The organism is Streptomyces sp. NPDC019224, from assembly GCF_040632605.1.
In the GTDB taxonomy this organism is placed as follows: domain Bacteria; phylum Actinomycetota; class Actinomycetes; order Streptomycetales; family Streptomycetaceae; genus Streptomyces.
On sequence record NZ_JBEYCF010000005.1, the window covers coordinates 128,374 to 142,804 of the forward strand.

15 protein-coding genes and 1 pseudogene are annotated in these 14,431 nt (G+C 72.0%); 11 read left to right on the plus strand and 5 right to left on the minus strand.

The features are described 5' to 3' along the window. Positions 1-41: 41 nt before the first annotated feature. The 10 genes from ABZ564_RS05255 (at position 42) to ABZ564_RS05300 (ending at position 9,332) form a co-directional block, all read left to right on the plus strand. Positions 42-998 carry an FKBP-type peptidyl-prolyl cis-trans isomerase gene (locus ABZ564_RS05255; RefSeq protein ID WP_360849708.1) on the plus strand — a complete coding sequence of 319 codons (957 nt, stop codon included), beginning with the start codon at positions 42-44 and terminating at the stop codon, positions 996-998. A gap of 43 nt (positions 999-1,041) precedes the next feature. Then, a complete protein-coding gene (locus ABZ564_RS05260) occupies positions 1,042-1,413 on the plus strand; it encodes an FKBP-type peptidyl-prolyl cis-trans isomerase (RefSeq protein WP_360849711.1) in 372 nt (123 codons plus the stop codon). A 119-nt stretch (positions 1,414-1,532) separates the two neighbouring features. Then, positions 1,533-2,486: a WYL domain-containing protein gene (locus ABZ564_RS05265; RefSeq protein WP_360849714.1), complete on the plus strand. Its 954-nt coding sequence runs from the start codon at positions 1,533-1,535 to the stop codon at positions 2,484-2,486. 13 nt (positions 2,487-2,499) lie between these two features. After that, the gene (locus tag ABZ564_RS05270; RefSeq protein ID WP_360849717.1) at positions 2,500-3,456 is read left to right on the plus strand and encodes a WYL domain-containing protein; all 957 of its coding nucleotides are present in this window, start codon (positions 2,500-2,502) and stop codon (positions 3,454-3,456) included. 18 nt (positions 3,457-3,474) lie between these two features. Then, on the plus strand, positions 3,475-3,753 hold the full coding sequence (locus ABZ564_RS05275; RefSeq protein ID WP_360849720.1) for a hypothetical protein: 279 nt from the start codon (positions 3,475-3,477) through the stop codon (positions 3,751-3,753). A 56-nt stretch (positions 3,754-3,809) separates the two neighbouring features. Then, positions 3,810-4,007 (plus strand): hypothetical protein, encoded by a 198-nt coding sequence (locus ABZ564_RS05280; RefSeq protein ID WP_360849722.1) that lies wholly within the window; start codon positions 3,810-3,812, stop codon positions 4,005-4,007. A gap of 220 nt (positions 4,008-4,227) precedes the next feature. After that, entirely contained in the window at positions 4,228-4,515 is a 288-nt protein-coding gene (gene tatA, locus ABZ564_RS05285; protein ID WP_360849937.1) for a Sec-independent protein translocase subunit TatA, read from the plus strand. Between the two features lie 52 nt (positions 4,516-4,567). Beyond that, complete coding sequence (gene tatC / locus ABZ564_RS05290; RefSeq protein WP_360849725.1) at positions 4,568-5,518, plus strand: twin-arginine translocase subunit TatC; 951 nt, start codon at positions 4,568-4,570, stop codon at positions 5,516-5,518. Positions 5,519-5,535: 17 nt separating this feature from the next. After that, complete coding sequence (locus ABZ564_RS05295) at positions 5,536-6,453, plus strand: diacylglycerol kinase (RefSeq protein ID WP_360849728.1); 918 nt, start codon at positions 5,536-5,538, stop codon at positions 6,451-6,453. 44 nt (positions 6,454-6,497) lie between these two features. Next, positions 6,498-9,332, plus strand: coding sequence for a DEAD/DEAH box helicase (locus ABZ564_RS05300; RefSeq protein ID WP_360849940.1), 2,835 nt, complete (start codon positions 6,498-6,500; stop codon positions 9,330-9,332). A 107-nt stretch (positions 9,333-9,439) separates the two neighbouring features. Here the strand turns inward: ABZ564_RS05300 and ABZ564_RS05305 are convergent, their stop codons facing one another. From ABZ564_RS05305 to ABZ564_RS05315, 3 genes are all read right to left on the minus strand, one after another. After that, positions 9,440-9,886 (minus strand): SPW repeat protein, encoded by a 447-nt coding sequence (locus ABZ564_RS05305; RefSeq protein ID WP_360849731.1) that lies wholly within the window; start codon positions 9,884-9,886, stop codon positions 9,440-9,442. A gap of 184 nt (positions 9,887-10,070) precedes the next feature. Then, a complete protein-coding gene (locus ABZ564_RS05310; RefSeq protein WP_360849734.1) occupies positions 10,071-10,718 on the minus strand; it encodes a fasciclin domain-containing protein in 648 nt (215 codons plus the stop codon). A gap of 111 nt (positions 10,719-10,829) precedes the next feature. Further along, positions 10,830-12,377, minus strand: a complete 1,548-nt coding sequence (locus ABZ564_RS05315) for a molybdopterin-dependent oxidoreductase (RefSeq protein WP_360849943.1) — start codon at positions 12,375-12,377, stop codon at positions 10,830-10,832. 354 nt (positions 12,378-12,731) lie between these two features. Here ABZ564_RS05315 and ABZ564_RS05320 point away from each other — a divergent pair. After that, a pseudogene (locus ABZ564_RS05320) lies at positions 12,732-12,863 on the plus strand (DUF1295 domain-containing protein); the annotation flags it as partial. 64 nt (positions 12,864-12,927) lie between these two features. Here the strand turns inward: ABZ564_RS05320 and ABZ564_RS05325 are convergent. Then, positions 12,928-13,689 carry an anti-sigma factor gene (locus ABZ564_RS05325; RefSeq protein WP_360849737.1) on the minus strand — a complete coding sequence of 254 codons (762 nt, stop codon included), beginning with the start codon at positions 13,687-13,689 and terminating at the stop codon, positions 12,928-12,930. Then, positions 13,686-14,270, minus strand: coding sequence for a sigma-70 family RNA polymerase sigma factor (locus tag ABZ564_RS05330; protein ID WP_360849740.1), 585 nt, complete (start codon positions 14,268-14,270; stop codon positions 13,686-13,688). Before ABZ564_RS05330 ends, ABZ564_RS05325 begins: the two co-directional genes overlap by 4 nt. Between the last annotated feature and the right edge of the window lie 161 nt (positions 14,271-14,431).

Below are 14,431 nucleotides of genomic sequence, written 5' to 3' on the forward strand. Positions count from 1 at the left end.
GGCATGTCCCCCACATATGCCGTCTGAGATCTGAGGAACCAGTGCGCCGACTTGCCGGCCTTCTCGTCGTCCCCCTGCTGCTGTTGTCAGCGGCCTGCGGCAGCGACGACAAGGGCTCCGACTCCGCTTCCGCCTCCGCGTCCGCCCCCTCCCAGGGCGGTTTCCCCGCCATCACCGCGGGCGCGAAGTTCGGTGAGAAGCCCACCCTGGCCAAGGGCACGGGAACGCCGCCCAAGGAGCTGAAGACCAAGGTCATCAGCGAGGGCGACGGCGCGAAGCTCAAGAACGGCGACGTGGCCCAGGTCAACTACCTCGGCCAGCAGTACGACTCCACCGAGCCGTTCGACAACAGCTTCGACCGTAAGCAGCCGTTCGACCTGACGCTCGGTGCCGGCATGGTCATCCAGGGTTGGGAGAAGGGCCTGCTCGGCCAGAAGGTCGGCAGCAGGGTCCAGCTCATCATTCCGCCGGACCTGGGTTACGGCGCCCAGGGCCAGGGCGACATCAAGGCCAACGCCACCCTGGTCTTCGTCGTCGACATCCTGAAGGCGAAGCAGATCCCGGCGTCCGCCAAGGGCACCGCCGTCGCCCAGGACGACGCGGACCTCCCCAAGGTGGGCACCAACACCGACGGCAAGGCGCCGAGCCTGACCATCCCCAGCAAGGTCGACCCGCCGAAGAAGCTGGTCTCCAACTACGTCCTGGAGTCCAAGGGCGACGTGGTCGGGGAGACCGACTCGGTCGTCGTGAACTACGTGGCCAAGCTCTGGAAGGACGGCAAGGAGTTCGACAACACGTACACCACGGGCAAGACGGCCACCTTCCCGCTGGCGCAGGTCACCCTCAAGGGCCTGAAGAACGGTCTGGTCGGCAAGAAGATCGGCAGCCGGGTGCTGCTGGTCGTGCCGCCGGACCAGGGCCTCGGCGACAAGGAGCAGCAGTCCATCCCCGCCAACTCCACGCTGGTCTTCGCCGTGGACATCCTGGCGAAGATGTAAGACTGTCCCGGTTGCCCAGTTCATCAGTAAGAGGAGCAAGTCAGTGAGCATCGAGAAGCCCGAGATCGACTTCCCGGGTGGCGAGCCGCCGGCCGGTCTGGAGATCAAGGACATCTGGGAGGGCGACGGCGAGGTGGCCAGGGCCGGCCAGACCGTCTCCGTCCACTACGTCGGGGTCGCCTTCTCCACCGGCGAGGAGTTCGACGCCTCGTGGAACCGCGGCACCCCGCTGAAGTTCCAGCTCGGTGCCGGCCAGGTCATCCAGGGCTGGGACCAGGGCGTGCAGGGCATGAAGGTCGGCGGCCGTCGCCAGCTGACCATCCCCGCGCACCTCGCCTACGGTGACCGCGGCGCCGGCGGCCGCATCGCCCCGGGGGAGACGCTGATCTTCGTCTGCGACCTGGTCGCCGTCTGATCCGCGCCCCGCGCCCCGCGCTCCGAGGGCCCGTGCCGGCCGGCACGGGCCCTCGCTTTTGTCCGGACACCCCGGGGCGGTACGGTCGAGCGTCGTAGAGCACGAGGGAAAGGGCGTCGATGGCGATTGCCAAGGCCGAGCGGCTGATGAACCTGGCGCTGTGTCTGCTGGGGACCCGGCGCCCGCTCAGCAAGCGCGAACTGCGCGGCTCCATCGAGGCCTACCTCGAAGCGGCCTCCGACGACGCCTTCAACCGGATGTTCGAGCGGGACAAGGACGATCTGCGCGAGCTCGGTCTGGTCATCGAGACCGTGGAGAACCTGGACGGCGAGACCGGCTACCTCGCCCGCCGCGACAGCAACCGGCTGCCCCCCATCACCCTGGACGCCGAGGAGGCCGCCGCGCTCGGCCTGGCCGCCAAGGTCTGGCAGCAGGCCCGCCTCGCCGGCGCGGCCAGCGGCGCCCTGCAGAAGCTGCGGGCGGCCGGGATGCCCGAGACCGAGGACGCCTACGAGGTGCACAGCGCCCTCGAACCGCGCATCCCCGTCCACGAGGCCGCCTTCGAACCCCTGATGCTGGCCTGCCGCGACCGCCGCCCGGTGACCTTCGACTACCGCAAGGCCAACGCCGCCCAGCCCGAGCAGCGCCAGGTCGAGCCGTGGACCCTGGAATGCTGGCGCGGCCACTGGTACCTGGCCGGCTGGGACCGGGAGCGGGGCGCGGAGCGCGTCTTCCGGCTCTCCCGGATCACCGGCAGGGTCCGCTCCCGGGCCGGCGCCTTCACCGCCGAGGTGCCCGACGTGGTCACCGTCCGCGAGACCGTCGAGAGCTGGGCGGGCGAGACGGCCACCCGGACCGCCCTGATCAGGCTGCGCACCGACTCCGGCTACCCGCTGCGCGCCCGGGCCCTCTCGGTCCGGGAACTCGGGAACGGGTGGGAGGAGTTGGAGATCCCGTACGGCCACGGCCTGGACGCCTGGCTCGTCGAGTTCGGCCCCGACGTCGTCGTCACCGGACCCGAGGACCTGCGGGCCGACGTGGTGGACCGGCTGCGCGCCGTGGCCAAGGACTGAGGGGACCGTATTCATGGCCACGAACGCCATCGATCAGACGCGCCGGATGCTCTCCCTGGTGACGTACCTGCGTGAGCGCCCCGGCGCCCACGTCCAGGACGTCGCCCGGGCCTTCGGGATCACCGAGGACGAGCTGATCTCCGACCTCGACGTGCTGCCCATGTGCGGGACCAGCTTCCGGGGCGGCGACCTGCTCGACATCGACACCGACGGCGACCGCATCTGGTGGCACAACCCGGACGACGTCGCCGAACCGCTGCGGCTCGCCGCCGACGAGGCGACGGCCCTGCTGGTCGCCGCCCGCGCCGTGGCGACCCTGCCGGGGCTCCGCGAGAGCGACCGCCAGGCGCTGCTGCGGGCCACCGCGAAGCTGGAGACCGCCGCCGGCGAGGTGGGCGCGGCCAGCTCCCGGCTCTCGGTGACCTTCGAGTCCGAGGGCGGCGTCTTCGCCGAGGTGGACCGGGCGATCTCGGAGCGGCGCCGGCTGTGGCTCCGTTACTACTCGCCCGCCCGCGACGAGCTCACCGAGCGCGAGGTGGACCCGATCCGGCTGTTCGCCGTCGGCCACACCTACATGGAGGCGTGGTGCCGCTCCTCCGAGGACCGGCGCACCTTCCGCCTCGACCGGGTCGCCGAGATCCGGCTGCTCGACGAGCCCGCCGCCCCGCCCGAGCTGGAGCTGCGGGACCTGTCGGCAGGACTGGTCCAGCCGGCCGCCGAGGACCCGGAGGTCGTGATCGAGGTCGGCCCCGGCGGACGCTGGGTCGCCGAGTACTACCCGCACGACCGGGCCGAGGAACTGCCCGACGGCGGACTGCGGATCAGCCTGCGCACCCCCGACCCGGCCTCGCTGCGCCGGCTCGCGCTGCGGCTCGGCCGGGAGGGGCGCATCGTCTCGCCCCCGGAGCTGGCCGAGAGCGCGCGGGACGCGGCCCGTGCGGCGCTCGCCGCGTACGACGGCGCGGCCTGAAGGGACGGCTGAGGAGAGATGGGGAACCTGTCCGCACTGCCGGGCCTCACCGCCGTGCCCACCGTGGCGGTGCCGCAGTCCGCGCGCTTCAAGGCCGCCTGCCCGGACTGCCGCGCGCGGTTCGAGCTGGCGGCGGCGGAGTTCCGGCTCGTGATCGGCGCCACCAGCCGCACCACGTTCTACTCCTTCACCTGCCCCGAGTGCGCCGCGTGCGTCCGCAAGCCGGCGGGGGAGCGGATAGTGGAGCTCCTCACCGACGGCGGCGTACGCACGCTGCGCCTGCACACCGGTCCCTGAGACGTTCCGCGACGCGCCGGGACCTTCCGGACACTAGACACATCGAGGCTCTGCGCATGTTCTGGCCCATGCTCGCCATCGCCCTGGGATTCCTCGGGATCGCCGTGCTCGGCGTGCTGGCCATCAGGGTGTTCGTCGAGGCCCAGCGCCTCGGCCACCAGGTGACCCGCACCACGGAGCGCGTCAACCGCGCCGCCGAGGACCTGGAGCGCGCGGCCATCCGCCTGGCCGCGACCGGAGAGTCGCTGCCGTAGAGAGGCCCGGAAGACGCGCCCTCCAGTTTCCGGGGTCCGAGGGGTACGCTGCTGCAGACGGCCCAGGCAGGGAGGTGCGGGCCGCTATCAAAAGTACGCACGGGCATTGCCTCGCGTTTACTCCCGCGGGTTACGATCGCTGCCGGCGAATGGTCGGATGTGTATCCGGCACTCAAGGGCAGCGAGCCCGCCTCCAGCCGCCTCAGCTAGAAGGAAGCACATCATGGGCAATCTGAAGCCTCTCGAGATCTTTCTGATCATCGCTGTCATCCTGCTGTTGTTCGGCGCCAAGAAGCTTCCCGACATGGCCCGTTCGCTGGGCAAGTCCGCCCGCATCCTCAAGAGCGAGGCCAAGGCCATGAAGAAGGACGACGAGCCGACGGCCACCACCCCGGACGCCGCCGCCGACCAGGGCACCCAGCAGGCCGCGCGTACGATCCAGGCCGCGCCCGGCGACGTCACGAGCTCCCGCCCGGTGAGCGAAGCGAAGCCCACCACCCAGAGCTGACCCGCGCCGACGGGTTCTTCCGCCGGCCGCCGCACGAGACGAGGGAAGTGGGTTGCTCAAGTCTGCCCGCAAGCAGGAGAAGGACAGCGAGGGGCGGATGCCCCTCGCTGATCACCTGCGAGAGCTGCGTAACCGACTGCTGATCGCGGTCCTGGCGATCATCGTGATCACCTCGATCACGGCCTTCTTCTACAACGAGCTGATCAACTTCCTGATCCGCCCGATCCTGGAGTCGGTCGGGTGCGCCAACGGCGAGAAGAGGCAGAACAACGGGAACCCGTGCGCCGAGATGACGGTGAACGGCCTCGTCGCGCCCTTCTCCATCGCCCTCAAGGTCTCCCTCATGGCAGGAGTGGTGTTCTCCACTCCCGTCTGGCTCTACCAGCTGTGGGCGTTCCTCGCCCCCGGTCTCCACAAGCACGAGAAGCGATACGCGCTGGGCTTCGTCGGCGCCGGTGTGCCGCTGTTCCTCGCGGGCGCCGCCCTCGCCTACGTGCTGATGCCGAAGACCGCCGAGGTGCTGCTCGACTTCACCCCGGACCACACGACGAACCTGCTGCCCGTCGACGACTACCTCAACATCATCACGCGCATGGTGGTCGTCTTCGGCCTCGCCTTCGAGCTGCCCCTGCTGCTCATCCTGCTCAACTTCACCGGAGTGCTCACCGCCAAGCGGCTGGCCTCCTGGTGGCGCGCCATGATCATGGGCATCACGATCTTCGCCGCGGTGGCGACCCCCACCGGCGACCCGCTCACCATGGCCGTGCTGGCCGCGCCCATCGTGCTGCTGTACTTCATCGCGCTCGGCATCTGCCTGGCCAACGACAAGCGCCGCAAGCGCAACAACCCCGACGCCGACCTCGACGACGACGAGGCCTCGCAGCTCGACCTCACCCCCGAGGACATCGGCGACATGGAGCACGTGTCGGCTTCGCCCGTCCTGCCCGGCCAGGCCGACGGCGGCCGGCCCTCGGTGCGCGACGGTTACGACGACATCACCTGAGCTTGTAGGGTCCCCGGGTGACCAGCGAGATCACCCTCTTCGTCAATCCCACCGCGGGTCGCGGCCGGGGCGCGCGAGCCGCGCGGCCGGCCGCTTCGGCGTTGCGGGAGGCCGGCTTCGCGGTACGCACGATCCTCGGCGAGGACGCCGGTGACGCGTTGCGCCGGGCGCGCGACGCGGTCGCGGAGGGGACCGGGGCGCTGATAGCCGTCGGCGGGGACGGGCTCATGTCGCTCGCCCTCCGGGCGGTGGCCGGGACGCTCACCCCGCTGGGCGTGGTGGCGGTGGGGACGGGCAACGACTTCGCGCGCGCCCTGCGCCTGCCGATACGCGACCCGGAGGCGGCGGGCCGGCTCGCCGCCGAGGCGCTCAAGGGCCGGGCGCCCGTGCGCGAGATCGACCTCGGCCGGGTCGGGGAGCGCTGGTTCGGCTCCGTCCTCGCCTCCGGCTTCGACTCCCGGGTCAACGACCGGGGCAACCGGATGCGCTGGGTGCGCGGCCGGTTCAAGTACGACGTGGCGATCCTCGCCGAGCTGGCCGCCTTCAGGCCGGTCACGTACCGCATGACTCTCGACGACGGGCCGCCCCGCGAGATAGCGGCGACGCTCGTCGCGGTCGGCAACGGCACGTCCTACGGCGGCGGCATGCGCATCTGCGCCGACGCGGTCATGGACGACGGCCTCTTCGACGTCACGGTGGTCGGCGAGTGCAGCCGGACGACCCTGCTCAGGGTGTTCCCCCGGGTGTACAGGGGGACCCACCTGAGTCACCCCGTCGTCACCGTGCACCGGGCCTCCTCGGTCACCCTCGAAGCCGTCGGCGTCACCGCGTACGCGGACGGCGAACCGCTCGGCGACCTGCCGGTGACCGCCGTCTGCGTGCCGAAGGCGGTTCGGGTGCTCGGAGCTTCCCCGCCCCCGGCCAAGGGCGATTAAAGATCGCGTCACTGTCGGAGGCGGCGGGTAGGCTCGTGGACAAGATGACAGAGGACCTCTCACCAGCTGAGCGCTACCAGGCTTCCCGGCTCCGGGCGGCCGAGCAGGCGACCGCTCTCGGGCCGTTCCGCGAGATGTACGACTTCGATCTCGACCCGTACCAGATCGAGGCGTGCAAGGCGCTGGAGGCCGGGAAGGGCGTGCTCGTCGCCGCCCCGACCGGCTCGGGCAAGACGATCGTCGGCGAATTCGCCGTGCACCTCGCCCTGGAGCAGGGCCGCAAGTGCTTCTACACCACCCCGATCAAGGCCCTGTCGAACCAGAAGTTCGCCGATCTGGTCCGGCGCTACGGCGCGGACAAGGTCGGCCTGCTGACCGGCGACAACAGTGTCAACGCGGACGCCCCGGTCGTCGTCATGACCACCGAGGTCCTGCGCAACATGCTGTACGCGGGCTCCCAGGCGCTGAACGGCCTCGGACACGTGGTCATGGACGAGGTGCACTACCTCTCCGACCGCTTCCGGGGCGCGGTCTGGGAAGAGGTGATCATCCACCTGCCCGAGTCCGTCACCCTGGTCTCCCTGTCGGCGACCGTGTCCAACGCGGAGGAGTTCGGCGACTGGCTGGACACGGTGCGCGGCGACACCGAGGTGATCGTCTCCGAGCAGCGGCCCGTGCCGCTCTGGCAGCACGTGCTGGCCGGCCGGCGGATGTACGACCTCTTCGAGGAGGAGAGCGACCACGGGGGCCGGGGCGTCGGCCGCCGCGAGGTCAACCCCGACCTCGTCCGCCTCGCCCGCATGGAGAACCAGCGCGGGTACAACCCGCGCGACCGCAGGCGCGGCAAGATGGTGCGCGAGGCGGACCGCGAGCGCGAGCGGCGCCAGCGCAGCCGGATCTGGACGCCCTCGCGCCCCGAGGTCATCGACCGGCTGGACGCCGAGGGGCTGCTCCCCGCGATCACGTTCATCTTCAGCCGGGCCGCCTGCGAGGCCGCCGTACAGCAGTGCCTGCACGCCGGGCTCCGGCTCAACGACGACGACAAGCGCCGGCTGGTGCGGGAGATCGTCGAGGAGCGGACGGCGTCCATCCCGCCCGAGGACCTGCACGTCCTGGGCTACTACGAGTGGCTCGAGGGCCTGGAGCGGGGCATCGCCGCGCACCACGCCGGGATGCTCCCGAGGTTCAAGGAGATCGTCGAGGAGCTGTTCGTCCGGGGCCTGGTCAAGGCGGTCTTCGCGACGGAGACGCTGGCGCTCGGCATCAACATGCCCGCCCGCTCGGTCGTCCTGGAGAAGCTCGTCAAGTGGAACGGCGAGCAGCACGCCGACATCACCCCCGGCGAGTACACCCAGCTGACCGGCCGGGCCGGGCGGCGCGGGATCGACGTCGAGGGGCACGCCGTGGTGCTCTGGCAGCGCGGCATGGACCCGGGCGCGCTGGCCGGACTCGCCGGCACGCGCACGTATCCGCTGCGCTCCAGCTTCCGCCCCTCGTACAACATGGCCGTGAACCTGGTGCAGCAGTTCGGGCGGCACCGCTCGCGCGAACTCCTCGAGACCTCGTTCGCGCAGTTCCAGGCGGACCGGTCGGTCGTCGGGATCTCCCGCCAGGTCCAGCGCAACGAGGAGGGCCTGGAGGGTTACCGCGAGGGCATGACCTGCCACCTCGGTGACTTCGAGGAGTACGCGCGGCTGCGCCGCGACCTCAAGGACCGGGAGACGGAGCTGGCCAAGCAGGGCGCGTCCCAGCGGCGGGCCGCCGCCGCGGCGTCCCTGGAGAAGCTGAAGCCCGGCGACGTCATCCACGTGCCGACCGGCAAGTTCGCCGGCCTCGCGCTCGTCCTGGACCCCGGGCTGCCGGCCGGCCGTACCAACGGACACGGGCACCGCGGCATGGAGTACCACGACGGGCCCCGCCCGCTGGTGCTGACCGCCGAGCGGCAGGTGAAGCGGCTCGCCTCGATCGACTTCCCGGTGCCGGTCGAGGCCGTGGAGCGGATGAGGGTGCCGAAGTCCTTCAACCCGCGCTCGCCGCAGTCGCGCCGGGACCTGGCCTCCGCGCTGCGCACCAAGGCCGGGCACATCGTCCCGGACCGGCACCGCCGGGGACGCGCCCCCGCCGCCGACGACCGCGAGATCGCGCGCCTGCGGGCCGAGCTGCGCGCCCACCCCTGCCACGGGTGCGACGAGCGCGAGGACCACGCCCGCTGGGCCGAGCGCTACTACCGGCTGCAGCGCGACACCCGGCAGCTGGAGCGCCGCATCGAGGGGCGCACCAACACGATCGCCCGCACCTTCGACCGGATCGTGGCCCTGCTCACGGAGCTGGACTACCTGCGCGGCAGCGAGGTCACCGAGCACGGGCGGCGCCTCGCCCGGCTCTACGGCGAGCTGGACCTGCTGGCGAGCGAGTGCCTGCGGGCCGGTGTCTGGGAGGGGCTGAACCCGGCCGAGCTCGCGGCGTGCGTCTCCGCGCTGGTGTACGAGGCGCGGCAGGCCGACGACGCGGTGGCGCCGAAGCTGCCGTCGGGGCCCGCGAAGACGGCGCTGGGCGAGATGGTCCGCATCTGGGGGCGGCTCGACGCCCTGGAGGAGGACTTCAAGATCAACCAGGCGGAGGGGGTCGGCCAGCGCGAGCCGGACCTCGGCTTCGCCTGGGCGGTGTACATGTGGGCCTCCGGCCGCTCGCTGGACGAGGTGCTGCGCGAGGCGGACATGCCGGCGGGCGACTTCGTGCGGTGGTGCAAGCAGGTCATCGACGTGCTGGGCCAGGTGGCAGCCGCCGCGCCGCGCGAGAACAGCTCGGTGGCGCGCAACGCCCGCAAGGCGGTCGACGAGGTGCTGCGGGGCGTGGTGGCGTACAGCTCCCTCGGCTGAGGAGGGCGGCGCCCCGTTCTCGTAACGCAGCGTCCCAGCACACGGAATGCCGGCCGGACAAGCTGTCCGGCCGGCATTCGTGCGGGTGCCCTTTCCGGAATGGCTGCCTAGGCCCGGCCGCCCCGGCTCATCTTCATCGACGCGCCCGCGCAGACCAGACCCAGCAGGACCGCGAGGCCGCCGATGATGATGTTGTTGAGGATGACGCCGGCGTCCGGACTGCTGCCGACCACCCAGGGCGAGATGATCATCCAGGCGCCCATGGCGCAGATGGCCCAGCTCAGGCCGTACATCCGCTGCGGCATCGCGGTGAACCCGAGGCCGAGCACGGCGATCGCTATGCCCATGACCAGGTTGTGCGTCACCAGAGCGGACTGCGAGGTGGTGAAGTGCAGCACCCACGGTGACACGGCGCAGTACAGGCCGACCAGGAAGACCGGCGCGTCCACCAGCGCCACGTCGCGGCCGCCCAGCATCCGTGCGTAACGGTCGCTCATTTCCGAGACATCGGGGTGCCCGGCCATGTCGTGGCCGGCATGCGAGACGTTTGACATGAGTGTTCGTCCCCCTTCGGATCGGGCGGACCAGGTCACCGCCACGCGCGGGGAGCGGCCCGCACTGCCCATTCTGCTCTTATCTGTCTCTTATGCGCAGGTTCGAGGCGGCTTGGTGTCCGCGGGATCCGCGCCGGTCCGGGGTCCTCGCGGTGGGCGTGGGGACCCACCGCGAGGGGAGCCGCTAGGCGGCGGGCGGCATCAGGACGGTGTCGACGATGTAGACCGTGGCGTTGGCGGTGGGGACGTTGCCGCAGACGACCTTCGACGAGTCGTTCACGGTGTACGTCGTGCCCGAGCCCGACGTCGTCAGCTCGCTCTTCTCCAGGGTCTCGAAGGAGCCCTTCTCCAGCTGCTTCGGTGTCAGCTTCTGGCCCACCACGTGGTAGGTGAGGACCTTGGTGAGCGCGGCCTTGTCGGCGAGCAGCTTGTCGAGGTCCTCCTTCGGGACCTTGGCGAAGGCGTCGTTGGTGGGCGCGAACACGGTGATGTTCTGCGCGCTGTTGAGCGTGTCGACCAGGCCGGCCTTCTTGACCGCGGTGACCAGGGTGGAGAGGGCCGGGTTGTTCGAGGCCGCCGTGGCGACCGGTTCCTTCGCCATGCCGGTGAAGGAACCCGCGCCGTTCTTCGGGACCGACGCGCAGGCCGGACCGAAGGGCTTGTCCGGGGCCGTGGACGCGGCGGCGGACGGGGAGGCGGTGGCCTTCGCGGAGCTGGCGCTCGATCCGGACGCGCTGTCCTTGGAGTCGCTGGAGCAGGCCGTCAGGGCCAGCGGCAGGATCGCCGCGGCGGAGAGCGCTACGGCGGCGCGGCGGGCGTGGATGACCTTCATGGTGTTCTCCTGTTTGGGTAGCCGATTGATTGCTTACGGTAATTGGCTGAGGGTGTGCGCCGCCCCGGACGGGCGGTGCGCATGTGGGGCGGAGGCGGTGGGACCGCGTGTTCAGGACACGTCGACCACCACCGAGTGCCGGCCGGTGGCGCCGTCCGGCACGGTGCCGACGCGGCGGGAGGTCTGCGTGGCGCCGCTCCCGTCGGTCGCGCGGACCTCCAGGGTGTGGCCGCCCGGGGTGGCCGGCCATTCCCACACCCACTGGCGCCAGACGTCCCGGCCGGCCGGCGCCGCGAGCCGCGCCGGGTGCCACGGGCCGCCGTCCACCCGGACCTCGACCCGGACGATGCCGCGGTGCTGGGCCCAGGCGACCCCGGCGACCGGCACCGTGCCGGCCTTCGGGGAGGCGAAGGGACGCGGGGTGTCGATACGGGCCTGGGTCTTGACCGGCGCCCGTCGGGACCAGGACCGCTTCACCCAGTACGCGTCGTACGCGTCGAAGGTGGTCAGCTCGAGGTCCCTGATCCACTTGCAGGCCGACACGTATCCGTACAGGCCGGGGACGACCATCCGGACCGGGAAGCCGTGCTCGAAGGGCAGTGGCTCCCCGTTCATGCCGACGGCGAGCAGGGCGGCGCGGCCGTCCATGACGTCCTCGACCGGGGTGCCGGTCGTCATGCCGTCCACCGAACGCGCCACGAGCTGGTCGGCCGGTCCGCCCTCGGACGGGGGCCGCACCCCCGCCTCGCGCAGCAGATCGGCGAGGTGCACGCCGAGCCACCGGGCATTGCCGACGTACGGTCCGCCCACCTCGTTCGAGACGCAGGTCAGGGTGATGTCGCGCTCCACGACCTCGCGGCGCAGCAGGTCCTGGAAGGTGAGGGTCACCGGACGGGGCACGCCCTTGCCGTGGATCCGCAGCCGCCACGCCCCGGCGTCCACCCTCGGCACGACCAGGGCTGTGTCGACGCGGTAGAAGTCCTTGTTGGGCGTGACGAACGGGCTCAGCCCCCGGATGCCGAGGTCCGCACCGGCCGGCACGGCGGGGGCGGGCGAGCCGGGCGCGGGGAGACCCAGATCGCGCCGGGACGCCTCGGCATCGGCCTGCCCGGCGGAGGTGAGCCGCCGCCCCAGCAGTCCGGCCCCGGCGGAGGCCACCGCGGCGACGCCCGCCGCGACGACGAACCCGCGCCGGTCGAAGCGCCCGGCAGCCCGCCCTCCGGACGGCCGGGCCGGGATCAGCCGCCCGGCCAGCAGGTACAGCACCCCCGCCCCCGCCAGCGCGCCCGCCACGGAGGGCAGCGCGTCCGGGACCCGGCCCTCCGGCCGCCCGATCGCCGCCACCGCGCCGACCGCGCCGAAGACCAGCACGGCCGCCGGTGCGGCGATCCGGTGGCGGAGCGCCAACAGCCCGACGGCCACGGCGAACAGCGCCAGGACCGCGAGGATGCCGAGCTCCAGGACCAGCTTGTCGTTCGTCCCGAAGTTCCGTACGGCGAAGTCCTTCAGTGCTGGGGGAGTGCGGTCGATCACCGCCCCGCCCACCGCCGTGACCGGCCCCGCCTCGGGGCGCACCACCACCGCCGCCACCAGCTCGGCGAAGGCCAGGGCGCCGAACCCGGCGATCCCGCCGCTGAGCGCGGCCCAGGCCGCCCGCAGCGCACGGGACCGCCGGGGCTCGGTGGCCCCGGTCTCCGGATCGTTCTGATCTTCACTCACGGCCGGGATTCGGAGCCCGCGGGCCCGCGGATTGGTCTGTCACCCGATCGGATGAGAGTCGGTGCCGGTCCTTCTGCCGCGCCACCTGTAACGAACCACCTCCGGAAGGCGTTTGCCGCTCCCTCACCACCGGGAGAAGGGCGCGCGGCGCAGGTGTTCCGGAGGGAGCGGTATGAGTGACATGCGGCGACGCACGGCCGCCGTGGGCGGCGGGGTGGCGGGACTGACCGCCGTTCACCTTGATTCTCCCGGGATGCCCGGTCCTTCAGGGCTGGGCATCCCGGGAGAATCAAGGTGAACGTCCTCGCCCGGGCCGGCATCGCGCTCCGGGCGGTCGGCATGTTCTTCGAGGCCGGGGGCGACCACCAGCCGGCCCGGTTCAAGGCCGACCCCGGCAACCGGGGGAGGATCATGGACCAGCGGCTTCCTCCCGCTCCCGCCGAGGCGGGTCTGAAGGGCCGGCCCGGGCCGTCCTCCCCGGGCCGGCCGCTCACGCCGGCAGCTCCATCAGTGCCACCGGGTCCGAGGTCGGCCGCGTCGAACCGCCCGCCGGTTCCACGGTGACGCCCATGCCCGTGGCCCCGTCGACCGGGCCGTCGAGCAGGGTCGTGTACGTGGTGGAGGACGGGCCCGAGGCGTGCATCAGGCCCGCCGGGCGCATCGTGCCGCCGTCGGCGAACCACAGCTGGTAGACCTTGCCCGCGGGCGCCTCGGCGAGGCCGGTGGCCAGGAACACCGCCCGGTCCTCGCTCCGGGAGACCACCACCGTGCCCTTCGCCCCGTCCTCCAGCGTGCCCGAGGAGGTCTTCGCGTCGGGCGCGGCGAGGACCTCGGCCACCTGCTCGGCCCGGAGCCGGGCCGCGTCCGCCTGCCGCTGGGCGTCCCGTGCCTCCTGGTGCTGCCACACGGCGATCCCGCCGAAGCCCGCCGCCGCGGCCAGGCACGCGGCCAGGGCGAACCGGGACCACCGCCCCGCCCCGCCCCGCCGGTCGGGCGAGCGCGCGCGGCGGGGAAGGGAGGGCGGCTCCTGGCGTACGGTCGTGATCTCCCGGAGTACCCGCTCCCGCAGTCCCCGGGGGACCGGCGCGGCGACGGCGAGGCCGAGGCGGGTCGCGGTCTCGGAGAACTCTCGGACCTCGGTCGCGCATGCTTCACAGTCGCTCAGGTGCCGCTCGAAGCACCGGCGTTCGGTGTCCGGCAGGGCGTGCAGGGCATAGGCGCCCGTCAGCGTGTGGAGTCCGGCGTCGCTCATGAGGTCACCCCGAGGCAGTCGCGCATCCGGATCAGCCCGTCGCGCAGTCGAGTCTTGATCGTGCCGAGCGGCACCGCGAGCAGTTCGGCCACCTCGCGATAGGTCAGCCCCCGGTAGTACGCCAGGGTGACGGACTCCCGCTGGAGTTCGGACAGCGTCCGCAGGCAGCGGCGCACCTGCTCGCGTTCCAGCCGGGTCTCGACCTGTTCGGTGACCTCGTCGAAGGCGGGCGTGCGGTCGAGCAGGGCGGCCTTGTGCTCGCGGGCGGCCGAAGCCTGCGCGGAGCGGACCCGGTCGACGGCACGACGGTGGGCGAGGGTCAGCACCCAGCTCATGGCGCTGCCCCGGGCGGCCTGGAAGCGGGACGCGGTGCGCCACACCTCGACCAGGACCTCCTGGGCGACCTCCTCCGACTGGGCGGGATCGCGCAGCACGCTGCGCACGAGCCCGAGCACCGGCCCGCTCACCACGTCGTAGACCTGGGCGAAGGCGTCGTGGTCGCCCCGGGCGACGCTTCCCATCAGCTCCTGGAGATCGGGCCCCACCGAGGCCGTTCCGCCGATGTACACGGCTTCTTTCACGCGGGGTTCCCTTCGGTGGTCATCGCTCTCCGGGTGATTCGTAGCCGGTGCCGGTGCGGATTGGCCGGGAGCCGGAGATCCTTCCAGGGCCCGGCGGCCCACTCGTAGTTCCGTTCGTACCGGGAGCCGGTCCGGGTTCCGTTCGTACCGGGAGCCGGTCC

What these genes read in the sequence shown, in the direction of transcription:
- ABZ564_RS05265 (WP_360849714.1), top strand. Translation starts at nt 1,533, where the DNA reads ATGGCGATTGCCAAGGCCGAGCGGCTGATGAACCTGGCGCTGTGTCTG.
- ABZ564_RS05270 (WP_360849717.1), top strand. Translation starts at nt 2,500, where the DNA reads ATGGCCACGAACGCCATCGATCAGACGCGCCGGATGCTCTCCCTGGTG.
- ABZ564_RS05275 (WP_360849720.1), top strand. Translation starts at nt 3,475, where the DNA reads ATGGGGAACCTGTCCGCACTGCCGGGCCTCACCGCCGTGCCCACCGTG.
- ABZ564_RS05280 (WP_360849722.1), top strand. Translation starts at nt 3,810, where the DNA reads ATGTTCTGGCCCATGCTCGCCATCGCCCTGGGATTCCTCGGGATCGCC.
- ABZ564_RS05300 (WP_360849940.1), top strand. Translation starts at nt 6,498, where the DNA reads ATGACAGAGGACCTCTCACCAGCTGAGCGCTACCAGGCTTCCCGGCTC.
- ABZ564_RS05305 (WP_360849731.1), bottom strand. Translation starts at nt 9,886, where the DNA reads ATGTCAAACGTCTCGCATGCCGGCCACGACATGGCCGGGCACCCCGAT.
- ABZ564_RS05310 (WP_360849734.1), bottom strand. Translation starts at nt 10,718, where the DNA reads ATGAAGGTCATCCACGCCCGCCGCGCCGCCGTAGCGCTCTCCGCCGCG.
- ABZ564_RS05325 (WP_360849737.1), bottom strand. Translation starts at nt 13,689, where the DNA reads ATGAGCGACGCCGGACTCCACACGCTGACGGGCGCCTATGCCCTGCAC.